12 protein-coding genes and 1 pseudogene are annotated in these 11,453 nt (G+C 58.5%); 7 read left to right on the top strand and 6 right to left on the bottom strand.

The features are described 5' to 3' along the window. Window positions 1–194: hypothetical protein (locus IFT44_RS21095; protein WP_207106119.1), on the top strand; the 194-nt coding region annotated here is incomplete at its 5' end. A gap of 287 nt (window positions 195–481) precedes the next feature. Continuing rightward, window positions 482–1,012: a BRO-N domain-containing protein gene (locus IFT44_RS20930; RefSeq protein ID WP_192176510.1), complete on the top strand. Its 531-nt coding sequence runs from the start codon at window positions 482–484 to the stop codon at window positions 1,010–1,012. A gap of 240 nt (window positions 1,013–1,252) precedes the next feature. Here the strand turns inward: IFT44_RS20930 and IFT44_RS20925 are convergent, their stop codons facing one another. Beyond that, window positions 1,253–2,083, bottom strand: coding sequence for an SDR family oxidoreductase (locus tag IFT44_RS20925; protein ID WP_192176509.1), 831 nt, complete (start codon window positions 2,081–2,083; stop codon window positions 1,253–1,255). A gap of 100 nt (window positions 2,084–2,183) precedes the next feature. On the opposite strand from IFT44_RS20925, the gene IFT44_RS20920 reads away from it, so the two are divergent. Next, the gene (locus IFT44_RS20920; protein ID WP_192176508.1) at window positions 2,184–3,080 is read left to right on the top strand and encodes a LysR family transcriptional regulator; all 897 of its coding nucleotides are present in this window, start codon (window positions 2,184–2,186) and stop codon (window positions 3,078–3,080) included. A gap of 51 nt (window positions 3,081–3,131) precedes the next feature. Here the strand turns inward: IFT44_RS20920 and IFT44_RS20915 are convergent, their stop codons facing one another. The 4 genes from IFT44_RS20915 to IFT44_RS20900 all read right to left on the bottom strand — a co-directional run bounded on the left by IFT44_RS20915 (window position 3,132) and on the right by IFT44_RS20900 (window position 6,861). Further along, a complete protein-coding gene (locus tag IFT44_RS20915) occupies window positions 3,132–3,677 on the bottom strand; it encodes an ankyrin repeat domain-containing protein (RefSeq protein ID WP_192176507.1) in 546 nt (181 codons plus the stop codon). Between the two features lie 55 nt (window positions 3,678–3,732). Further along, window positions 3,733–5,259, bottom strand: coding sequence for a catalase KatB (gene katB / locus IFT44_RS20910; protein ID WP_192176506.1), 1,527 nt, complete (start codon window positions 5,257–5,259; stop codon window positions 3,733–3,735). A gap of 150 nt (window positions 5,260–5,409) precedes the next feature. After that, window positions 5,410–6,180 carry a hypothetical protein gene (locus tag IFT44_RS20905; RefSeq protein ID WP_192176505.1) on the bottom strand — a complete coding sequence of 257 codons (771 nt, stop codon included), beginning with the start codon at window positions 6,178–6,180 and terminating at the stop codon, window positions 5,410–5,412. 111 nt (window positions 6,181–6,291) lie between these two features. Further along, window positions 6,292–6,861, bottom strand: coding sequence for a TetR family transcriptional regulator (locus IFT44_RS20900; protein ID WP_192057803.1), 570 nt, complete (start codon window positions 6,859–6,861; stop codon window positions 6,292–6,294). A 144-nt stretch (window positions 6,862–7,005) separates the two neighbouring features. Here IFT44_RS20900 and IFT44_RS20895 point away from each other — a divergent pair. The 3 genes and pseudogenes from IFT44_RS20895 to IFT44_RS20885 all read left to right on the top strand — a co-directional run bounded on the left by IFT44_RS20895 (window position 7,006) and on the right by IFT44_RS20885 (window position 9,515). Next, a pseudogene (locus IFT44_RS20895) lies at window positions 7,006–7,804 on the top strand (SDR family NAD(P)-dependent oxidoreductase). Window positions 7,805–7,807: 3 nt separating this feature from the next. Continuing rightward, window positions 7,808–8,815 (top strand): NADP-dependent oxidoreductase, encoded by a 1,008-nt coding sequence (locus IFT44_RS20890; RefSeq protein WP_192057801.1) that lies wholly within the window; start codon window positions 7,808–7,810, stop codon window positions 8,813–8,815. Window positions 8,816–8,975: 160 nt separating this feature from the next. Further along, complete coding sequence (locus IFT44_RS20885) at window positions 8,976–9,515, top strand: cysteine hydrolase family protein (RefSeq protein WP_342214303.1); 540 nt, start codon at window positions 8,976–8,978, stop codon at window positions 9,513–9,515. Between the two features lie 64 nt (window positions 9,516–9,579). Here IFT44_RS20885 and IFT44_RS20880 read toward each other — a convergent pair whose 3' ends face one another. After that, the gene (locus IFT44_RS20880; protein ID WP_192176504.1) at window positions 9,580–10,446 is read right to left on the bottom strand and encodes a LysR family transcriptional regulator; all 867 of its coding nucleotides are present in this window, start codon (window positions 10,444–10,446) and stop codon (window positions 9,580–9,582) included. A 141-nt stretch (window positions 10,447–10,587) separates the two neighbouring features. Here IFT44_RS20880 and IFT44_RS20875 point away from each other — a divergent pair, with 141 nt between their 5' ends. Next, window positions 10,588–11,334: an iron-containing redox enzyme family protein gene (locus IFT44_RS20875; RefSeq protein WP_192176503.1), complete on the top strand. Its 747-nt coding sequence runs from the start codon at window positions 10,588–10,590 to the stop codon at window positions 11,332–11,334. Window positions 11,335–11,453: the final 119 nt, after the last annotated feature.

Here is an 11,453-nt window from a genome sequence, read left to right as displayed (position 1 = left end):
TAAATATTGAAAGGGGACAGATTGATTTTTCTATCACTGTCCGCTTCTGGCCGATAGCAGACGCTCGCAAAACCGCGTCGATCCAGGCTCGCCAAGCCCACCAGACTCCAAGTCCCGCTTCAAACGTCAATACTCAGCATAACTCAACAACTGCGATCGCTCCCAACAAACGCGGATGCCCCACCCAAAACTGAGTGGCGAAAGTTTCAGAAAAGTCCTAAGCACCTCTCCATTGCCTCATCCCACCATCCGCCCTACCCTGCCATCGCGCCGAAGAAACGCAACCACACAGCGGTCTACCGCCCCCGACAGATGCGGCTTCTGGAGCCTACGGTTACACTTCGCCTCCAGAAAATCTCTGTTATGTCGGGAGTGGGCTAATACAAGACCTGAAAGGGGAATATGTCCGGCCCTCTGTGTGGGGTTTCTTAGCTCCCGACACCCAGCCCTAAGAAGCTGCAATCACGCAGAGGTAAAGGAAATGCCTATTCATTGCACCCCCACCCTTTTCACCCGCCACAACCGCCCCCTCCACACCCTCTGGCTCGAATCCCAAGCCTGGTTCCACGCCCGCGACCTCGGCCGACTCATGGGGCGCTTCCTCGACGCTCACGCCGTACGCAAGCTCGACCCCGACCAATACCGCACCCTTTCTCTCCTGCAATACGGTAAATACCTCGAAACCTTGATGATCAGCGAATCCGGCGCTTACGCTCTGCTCGCCCAGCACTGCATCCCGGAGAACCGCAGCCTCCGACGCTGGCTCACCCATGAGGTGATTGCAGTGATTCGTGATGCCGAGCTGCTGGCTAGTGATTCAGTGCCGAGTTTGAGTGTGATGCAGTGGCCAGGGTTGCGGCTGAGTCTGTTGCAGTGGCAGAGCGAGAGTTGGATGCGGATGCGGATGCGGGATTTACCGGTGGTGTTGGAGAGTTATGAGATTGATCGGGGCCGAGCTAAGCCGCGCGTACAGGCTGGTTGGCGGAAGGCTTCAGCGTGGCTGTTCATGTGAAGCTCGCAGGCGTACCCGAAGCGGTTATCCAACTCTGCCCTACGACGAAGCCCTCGCATGGCGCTATGGTCATGTCGCTGAAATCGGTTTTCAGCGACACGTTCCGGACACATGTCGCCGTGAGCAACGTGACCTCATAACGTGTCGCTGAAACGCAAAAATAGCGACATGACATGGGTGCATCGCCTCGGAAATGACTCCCATTCATGCGTACCACCCAGCGTCATGCAGCCTTGTGTGTCAGCTGTCGAGTTCGGTGCTGCGAGCTTGAGTTTGTTGTTGTTCCAAGGTGGTTAGCCGTTCGGTTAGGGCGCTGTGAACACGGTCGTAGGCGTCGCTGCCGAGCAACAGGCGTTTAGGCGCTAGGGTTGAGGCGGCTACGAGGATCATCTCGCGCGCCATTTTCTCGGGGTCGCCTTTCAGCGCAAATGCACCACTGGCCACCGCTCGGCGGACGTCCCCGGCTGGAGTCTGCTCATAATCTGCCATCGGCGATGGGCTGACCAGTGCAGCGCCAAAGTTGGTGCGGGTCGGGCCTGGCTCGACCAGAGTGAGCTGGATACCGAATGGCGCGACTTCCTGGGCGACGGCTTCGACGAAGCCTTCGATGCCCCATTTGCTCGCGTGGTACAGGCTGAAGTTCGGATACGCCAACTGCCCGCCCTCGGATGACACTTGCAGGATCCGTCCGCCGCCCTGCTCCCGCAGGTGTGGCAGGCAGGCGCGGATCAGGTGGATAGAGCCGATCAGGTTGGTTTGCAGTTGCTGTTCGATCTGTTCGTCGCTGACTTCTTCGGCGGCGCCGAACAGGGCGTAGCCTGCGCTGCTGACTACTACGTCGATATGGCCGAGGTCGTTGAACGCTTGCTGGACTACTTTGCGAATGGCGGCGGGGTCGTTGACGTCCAGTGCGCCCAGCCACAGTTGTTCGCCGTATTGAGTTTGCAGTTCGCTCAACACTTCGGTGCGGCGCAAGGTGGCCGCTACTCGATCACCGCGTGCGAGCAACTGCTCGACGAGCGCGCGGCCTATGCCTGATGAACTGCCGGTTATCAGCCATGTGGTGCTCATGTTCGTGTCCTCTCGTGTTGGCTATCAGAACGTCCACCCTTGCCTTCGAGCACTGCTGTTACTATCCATTGAATCTCGGATGCGCTGGTGAAATATCCCCATGAATAAACCGTCACCGTCTCTGGCCGAGCTCAACGCTTTGGCGTTGATCGTGTCCCATCGCAGCTTTCGCAAGGCGGCGAGTGAGTTGGGGCTGTCGGCGTCGACCTTGAGCCACATGATGCGCTCGCTGGAGGGGAATCTGGGCGTACGGCTGCTTAACCGCACCACGCGCAGTGTCGCGCCTACGGCGGTGGGTGAGCAGCTGGTGGCGCGTCTTACGCCGTTGATGCGCGGCTTCGCGCTGGCGCTGGAGGAGGTCAACGAGTTCCGTGATTCGCCCAGTGGTGTGCTGCGCATCAGTGCTAGCGCGCCGGCGGCCAGGGTGCTGATGGAGCGCGTGGTGCCTGCGTTTCTGGAGCGTTACCCGAATATGGCGATCGATCTGAAGACCGATGGCCGGCTGATCGATATCGTCGCCGAGGGTTTCGATGCCGGCATTCGCCTTGGCGAGTCGGTGCCGCAGGACATGATTGCGGTGCGGCTGGCGCCGGATACCTGTTTCATGACCGTGGCATCGCCGGGCTATCTGGCTCGGCACACAGCGCCGGTCACGCCGGATGATCTGCGCGAGCATCAGTGCATCTGCATTCGCATGCCCAGCGGCACGCCATATCGCTGGGAGTTCGAGCAGCATGGGCAGCCGATGACGCTGGAGGTGTCGGGCAATCTTACGTTGGATAGTTTGGAGATCATGGCGGACGCGGCAGCACGCGGGCTGGGGATTGCGTATTTGCCCGAGCATACGGCGGGGCGGTATCTGCGGGATGGGCAGCTGGTGCAGGTGCTGGAGGATTGGAGCCCACGGGTGCCGGGGTTGTTTTTGTATTACCCAGGGCATCGACATGTGCCGGGTGGGCTGCGGGCATTGATTGAGGTGGTGCATGAGTTTGCTTGAGAGGCAGTACGCTGGGCTAATGACATACCCAACTTACTCCAGCGCTACAGCTCAACGCAGAGGCGCCGAACTAAACCGCCCCTCCCCCAACGACCGCGCATCATTCCCCCTATCATCCCGCGCATCCAAATCCGCGCCCTTCGCTGCCAACGCCTCGAGAATATCCTTGCGCTGAAACAGCGCCGCATACATCGCCGCCGTCTGCCCTGAGTTATTACGCTCATCCGGCGCACAGTCTGCGCCGAGTAGCCGATGGGCGATACTGACTTCGCCTTTGAAAATCGCCCCCATCAACGCAGTGTTGCCGCGCTTGTCCTGACTACACGGGTTGGCGCCCGCTGCGAGCAACTGTTCCACGGCATCTTTATGGCCGTGATAGGCCGCCAGAATCAATGCGGTGTAGCCGCTTGCATCGCGGCTGTCCAAATCATAATGAGCGTCGATGAACGCGCCCAAGCGGTCGGTGCTGCCGGTACGTGCGGCGTCGAAGTACAGTTCACGAAGTTGCTGCCGGGTATCGGAAGGCGGTGTGTCATCGGCCAAGGCGACCGTTGCGACCATCATCGCCGAGCAGATCCAGGGAGTGAAATAGCGCATTAGGTTTTGCTCCTGAAGATCACCGACCGTTGTTGCACGGCCGGTGATCGATGCATCAGTCCTGCAGCTTGGCGGCCAACTGCTTGACCTTTTCCAAGTCGCCTTTGGCAACTTTGGTTACGCCTGTGCCATAGGCCTGATCGGCCTTGTACAGATACGACAGCATGATGTGCTTGCTCTCGGTATCGGTGTCCGCCAAAGAACCGCCGAAGCTGTTGATCAGGTCCTGCTGCTCCTTGGGCGAATAGGAGCGGTACAAGTCGCCCGCTTGTTTGAAATTCTGCTCGCGCTGAATCTTCGCCTGTTGGGTAGTGCCGCTCAAAGCCGTTTGGCTATAACGCGCACTGTCGTCACTGGGGCGCGGCGCAAGACGGCTCGGCTCGTAGTTCACCCCACCGGTGGTATGGCCGCTGTTCAAGGGGCCATCCTGGTTACCGTTGTTGACGGCCACGCGAGGACGGTTGATCGGCAGGCTCATGCCGTTGGCGCCCAGGCGGTACATCTGGGTATCGGCATACGAGAACACACGGCCTTGCAGCAGACGGTCTTCCGACGGTTCTATACCCGGCACCACGTTGGACGGTGCCATGGCAACCTGCTCGGTTTCCTGGAAGAAGTTGTCGACGTTCTTGTTCAGCACCATCTGCCCGATCTTCTGCTCCGGCACATCTGGCCAGATCTTGGTCGCGTCCAGCGGGTCGAACGTAAACTTGGCCAGGTCTTCAGGCTTGAGCACCTGGATGTACAAGTCCCACTTGGGGAAATCGCCCTTGTTGATTGCGCTGACTAGGTCATGGGTCATGTGCGCGTAGTCTTTGCCCTGGGTTTGCACGACCTGTTCCGGGTCCAGATTCTTCAGACCTTGCAGGCTCTTCCAGTGAAACTTCACGTAGTGCACTTCGCCCTTGTCGTTGACGAACTTGTAGGCGTGCACGCCATTGCCGTCCATGAAGCGATAACCCGCAGGCGTGCCTTCATTGGAATACAGCAGTGTGAGCGTACGCGTCGCTTCCGGCACGTGGGAGAAGAAATCGAAACGACGGGAGTCGTCGTCGAGGTTGGTGCGCGGATCGGGTTTGAACGCGTGCACCATGTCTGGAAACTTGATCGCGTCACGAATGAAGAAGGTCGGGAAGTTATTGCCGACCAGATCCCAGTTGCCGTCCGCCGTATAGAACTTGGTCGCGAAACCACGTGGGTCGCGCAGCGTTTCCGGCGAGTGGTTGCCGTGGACGACCGACGAGAAGCGCACGAACACCGGTGTGTGGGTTCCTGGCGTGAACACCTTGGCCTTGGTCAACTCACTGATGTTGCTGGACGCGACGAACTCGCCATGTACGCCGGTGCCACGGGCATGCACTACGCGCTCCGGAATGCGTTCGCGGTCGAAGCGCTGCAGTTTCTGCAACAGCTGAACGTCTTGAAGCAGCGCCGGCCCGTTGGGTCCGGCCGTCTGTGAATTCTGATTGTCACCAACCGCGGCACCGTTGTCGCGGGTCAAGGTGTCCGCAAAAGCGGATGACGAAAATATGCCGATGGCCAATGCCGTGACCGCGCACCCTGATAAGGTTCTGATTTTCATAGTGAATCCCTCACGCTTCTTATGTTATGAAGAAACCTTGAGGGTAACGGCAGCCAACAGCGTGGCTAAATTGGAAGAGCCTATTGGCCCGATAGGCAAAGATGCCTGCCGGTGTTATCGGACGGACCCGTACCCCTGATTCGGTATCGCCTACGCCCGCAACCCATCCTCCGGCACGAATATCCACCCCTCCACCGGATCGATATCCGCCATCGGTTGAGCCAGCCACTGCGGCCTGTGCTCGAACGCCCACGCCAGCAGCGCGCAGGTCAGCGCATCCTGTGCATCGACATGTTCGAACCCCGGCACGAAACTTCGCGGCACACTCGCCTCCTCGACATGGAAAGGCACTCGCAAGGCCTCGATACACGCCGAGCGTTTGCATGCCGAGGGATAGGCTTCGATCGCCCGCAGCATCTGCCCGTCCGTCCATACGCCACAGGCTTCACGAATGGGTGCGAATCGCCCCAGCACATGCATGCCCTTGGTCGCCTGGCTTCCGATCATGTCCTTGATCGGCGACAGCGGATAAAGCCCGCGTTCGAACAGGAAATGCTCGGTGCGGCGGTGCAGGTAGGGATTGCTGGATGATTCGCCAACGGTGGGCACAGCGATGCCGCGGGTAATGAGGTCTATGAAGGGCCTGGAGAAGCCGAGCGGAGTGTCGATGCCGATGAGCACGCGTGGCGCCTGGTGAAGTGCCGGGGCTATTTCACACAGTCTCAACAGCCCATCAACGAATTGCTCGGTCGAACTTGCTTGGTTGATCGTCCGCCGCAGATTACCCCGCCACGGCTTGCCCACGAGTCGGCGCTCGGCGTTCAACACGACCAAGGCATCGCGGCTCGCCGGGTTTCGATCGCAATTCCACCCGCCTACGTCCCAGCCTACGAACAGTGTGGTGGGGTTTGGGTAAGTCATGGTGAACACTCACGTAAGTAGATTCGGGTTGCCATCGGGCATACGCGTAGCACGGCGCCTCTCAGCAGGTTCCCCATACGGAACATCAGACGCAAAGTTAAGACAGTCCCCTCAACCCTCCACCTGCGCCAACGCATGTGCCCGGCAGGTTTCCAGGATTTCGTCAGCCAGCGCGGAGTCATCCGGACAGGCTCTGGAAAGCATCAATGCGCCGACCAGATGCGCCAGTGCATTGATTCGTTCGGCCCGGGCGCTCTGCTGCGTGAGCTTGTCTGCATCGGGGTCAACGGGCGTCGCGTTGGCCAACAGCCGTTCCATTCCCTGCGCGAATACCGCTTTGATCTCTTCGGGCTGCCGTGCGGCATCGGCCGACAATGCGGCAAGGGTACAGCCATCACCGGGTGCGTCGCGGTGCTCGCGCGACAGGTAGCGCTCGATCAGCGTTGCACGTTCCGCCTCACCGGTGCTGGCTTCCATCTGCGCGAAACCACACGCCGCCGCCTCGCTCATGAGGTCTGCCTTGGAGCGAAAATGCTTGTAGAAACCACCGTGGGTAAAGCCAGCGGCTGCCATCAGATCAGCCACGCTCACACCGTCGTAACCCCGTTCGCGAAACAAGGTGGAGGCGGTTTCAACGATGTGCGCACGGTTGGCCTGCGCCTGTGCCTTGGAGACTTTCATGCCGGTGCCTGTGAAATAGAACCAGGGACCAGCATACATTGATGTTGATCAACATCAAAACGCTTGACCGTTTAGATTTCGATCATCATCATAAAAACGTCACTGCCCATCCTTGCCGCGCGTCTCTCCCAGGAATGAATCCCCATGAGCAATCTCCCTACAGTACTGATCACCGGCGCCTCCAGCGGCATCGGCGCTACCTACGCACGACGCTTCGCCAGTCGTGGCCACGCGCTGGTACTGGTAGCGCACAATCGCGAACGCCTGGACGTCCTGGCTGCACAGTTACGCGAAGAAAGCGGCGTGAACGTCGATGTCATCCAGGCTGACCTCACCCGCACTGAAGACCTTGCGCAAGTAGAACGACGCTTGACCGAAGATGCCAGCATCGGCGTCTTGATCAAATGCCGGCGTAGGCCAGTCAGGCGGCTTTTTGCAACAGCGCGTCACTGCTCTCGACAGCCTGCTGGCGCTGAACGTCACCGCAGTGACCCGCTTGGCGGCAGCCATCGCTCCGCGCCTGATTCAAGCGGGCGCTGGAAGTATCGTCAACGTCGGCTCGGTCGTAGGGCTCGCCCCGGAAATGCAAATGACCGTCTACGGCGCCACCAAAGCCTTCGTATTGTTCCTGTCCCAGGGCCTGCAGGCGGAACTGGGCCCCAAGGGCGTCTACGTGCAAGCCGTACTGCCCGCAACCACCCGCACCGAGATCTGGCAGCACTCCGGGATCGATATTGCAACCTTGCCGGAAATCATGGAGGTGGATGATCTGGTAAACGCCGCCTTGGTGGGCTACGACCGTCGCGAGCTTGTGACCATCCCACCGCTGCACGTGGCCGAGCGTTGGGAAGCGTTGGAAGGTGCCCGTCGCCTTCTGCTTTCGGATCTACGCCAGGCAAGTCCAGCCGAGCGCTACCTGGCTTCTGCCCCTGTCGGGCAGTAACCCATGAAAGCCTTTCTCATTGATCGTTACGGCAAACGTGTCATCGGCCGGATAGCTGACATGCCAGAGCCCACCTTGGCGGCCGACGATGTCCTGGTGCAGGTACACGCGGCGAGCGTCAATGCGCTGGACGTCAAGATTCGCAACGGCGAGTTCAGGCTCATCCTGCCCTACACCCTGCCGCTGATACTGGGCAATGATGTGGCAGGCACGGTGCTCGAAGTGGGTAAGAACGTCACCCGCTTCAAACCGGGCGACGATATGTTCGCCCGGGTCCATCAAACGCGTATCGGCACGTTCGCCGAACGCATTGCCATCGATCAAACCTGTGTGGCTAAAAAACCTGCGAACCTGACCATGGTCGAGGCGGCCTCGCTGCCCTTGGTGGCCTTGACTGCCTGGCAAGTACTGGTTGAAACCGCAAAAGTCACACACGGCCAGAAGGTTCTGATTCACGCAGGATCCGGCGGTGTGGGCACGGTGGCGATACAGCTCGCCAAACACCTGGGTGCCTATGTCGCCGCTACCACCAGTACGGCCAATCTCGAGTGGGTGAAGGCCCTCGGCGCTGACCAGGTGATCGACTACACGACTCAGCACTTCGTCGAGCAGTTGCACGATTACGACATTGTGCTCAATAGCTTGGGACCAGACGTATTGGGCAAGTCAGTGGAGGTCTTGAAGCGTGGCGGCCGACTGATCTCGATCTCAGGCCCACCGACCGTGGAATTCGCTACCAGGCAGGGACTCGGCTGGACCTTGACGCAAGTCCTGCGCGTGTTGAGTTCGCGCATTCGCAGCCAGGTGAGGCAGCGGGGCATGTCCTATGATTTCGTGTTCATGCGTGCGGACGGAGGTCAGCTCGGGGAGATAGCTTCACTCATTGAAGCCGGTGTCATCACGCCCGTGGTCGAGAAGGTCTATCCCTTCGAGGCCACTGCAGATGCCCTCGCCCATGTTCAAAGCGGCCGCGCAAAGGGGAAAGTGGTAATCGAGCTACGGCGTTCCTAGCACCGTTTGGATCAAGTTGCGCATGGATGAAGTTTTTCACAGTCAACGATTTGCATATGGACCCATCAGGTACAACCGCTTAGGCTGACTCGTACCCGTCCCAGTGCATTGGCCGGGCCGGGTTCGATGCTTCTCATCTCATTCAAAGGACTTGAAATCCGTGAAAGCGCTAATCGTCATCGATGTACAACAAGGCCTGTTCCAGGCAGACCCAGCTCCCGCCTTCGCCGCTGAAGTGATAGCGCGCATCAACACACTGACGGCATGTGCCAGAGCTGAAAACGTTCCGGTGATCTTCGTTCAGCACGAACTTACCCATGGCGAGTTTCTGGTGCGCGGCAGTGACAGCTGGAAAGTCGACCATCGGCTTGTGACAGCCGACACCGATCACTACGTCAACAAGACCACGCCCGACTCTTTCCTCAGGACCGATCTTCAGCCGCTATTGCAGCAAGCCGATATTTCTCACCTGGTAGTGTGCGGCTATGCGACCGAGTTCTGCGTGGACACGACGGTCCGTCGTGGCGCAGGCTTGGGTTACGAAATCACATTGGTGAGCGACGCTCATACCACCCAGCCCAAGGCGCATGCCGATGCGGCGCAGATTATCGCTCACCATACCGCCACGCTGCCGAGCATCAAAAGCTTCGGTGTACGCATCCAGGCGCAGGAAACCGCAGCGGTCGATTTCGCCAGCTGACTGTGGGCACGTCTGCTGCCTTGGGTAAATAACTCGATCGCAGCTCAGCGGGACGTCCGTGCATTCAATTCGAATGTGCGGATGCGCACAGCATCTGTACGAACCCTTCCCTGACCGGATGCCCATCAGTGCGCTTGTGGGTCAGCAGAAAGTTGTCCACGCTATCGAACTCGAGTGCGTCACAGACGGCCAGTCCTTCGAGGGCGCGGTGGTTGCAGTAGACGCCCCTGGGAACCACCGCCATGCCTATGCCTTGCGCGACGCACGTCAGAATGCCCCCCCAACTTCCACATACCACCCATTCCACCCCCTGCAATGACTCCTCGCACCAAGCCTGCGCAACAGCGTGAAACGGACAACCCTCAGGCCACGCCAGGACTTTTCTATTGTTCAGATTCAAGGGTCCGTGTTGCAACCACGTCTGCGGATAAACCAGCACCGGTCGATCACCGGGTAATCTGCGACTGATAAGTCTCGGGTTGGCCGTGTCCATCGCCACCACGGCTACATCCAGCTTCCCGTCCAGAACGTGTTCTACGAGTTCTGGCCAGGTATCGGTAACGATCTCCAGGATAACCTGCGGATAGTCCCGCTCGAATGCTGCAGCGATGGCCGCAAGCCGCGTACTGACGAAGGAATCTATACCCCCTATCTTCAAAGTCCCGCCAAATGTTTTACTGTCGTTGAAACAAGACTGTGCCTCGCCAAAGGCCTGCAGTACTTTCTCTGCATGCATAAGCAGGTGTTTACCCGCAGCACTTAGTTCCACGCCCTTATCGCCTCTATTCAACAGGCAACATCCAACTTCGGCTTCCAAAGCCTTCATGCGCGCAGTGACATTCGATGGTACGCAGTGTACGGACTTGGCGGCTTTGACGATGCTTCCCGCTTTGTAGATCGCGGTGAGCATGCGCAATTGCGAAATATCCATATACACCTCGAGTGAATCACTGATTCATTTTTTGTTGGTTGTGCGAGTCCCCTTGCCCGTGGATTCTAGTGCCAATGCCAAGCTGATACCAAAAACCAAACGGCAACTTCGAAGCACTAGGTTACAAATAAGGAGCTGCGCATGTCAGGTTATTATGAAGAGATCACTAAACTTGCAACCTCCGTGCATCAGCACGGGGCCCTGAACAATGCATTCTATGAGCGCTGGATGGCAGCACCCCTGCCCTTCGACGAACTGGCCCTGTTTGCCAAGAATTATCTAGTAAGAACTTCGCAAACCCCGACGATGATCGCGTTGTCGCTGCTGCACACCGACAACCTGTGCGCACGCGTCGAAATCGCCAAGAACTTGTACTCGGAGTATGGCTACGGCCAGCCGCAGAAAGCACACATCCATTTGCTGGAGAACTTTCTAACCGATCTACTCAGCCGAGTGGCCGTTGCCTACAAGCCAGTGACCAAGCTGAGTGATGAGTTGATCCTGCCCAGTACTCGTCAATTCATCGAAGAACAGCAAACCCTGTATACCCGTCACCCTGATCAACGAGGCTGCCAGCGCATCCTGGGTACCCTGTTGGCACAGGAGTGGTTGGCGTTCTCCATGCTCACGCGCTTGTACGAAGGCGTGCGGCACTACCAGCACCTCTACGCTTCAAACGACGAGTTCCACGAACACTGCGAGTACTTTTACGTCCATATCGGCAATGCTGAAAAGGAACACAAGATCCAGGCCATTCACGCAGCCACACTCGAATGCCGCAACGACGATGAATTTGCTGCGTTAGCAGATGGCTTCTACGACTTCATGACCCTTACCGAGCAGTACTGGAATGGCATTGCCCATGCCATGGGGTATCGTCCCCGCTAAGGAGAGGCCTACCGACAGCCAGGCGTGGAATACCACGCCGGAAAAGACAAAACCCCTACCTGCTCACGCAGATAGGGGTTTCGGAATTGAATCTTGACGATGACCTACTCTCACATGGG

The organism is Pseudomonas sp. CFBP 13710 (genome assembly GCF_014842235.1).
Classification (GTDB): domain Bacteria; phylum Pseudomonadota; class Gammaproteobacteria; order Pseudomonadales; family Pseudomonadaceae; genus Aquipseudomonas; species Aquipseudomonas baltica.
Note: the sequence above shows the minus strand (reverse complement) of the source record. Positions and strands in the feature narration are given on the sequence as shown.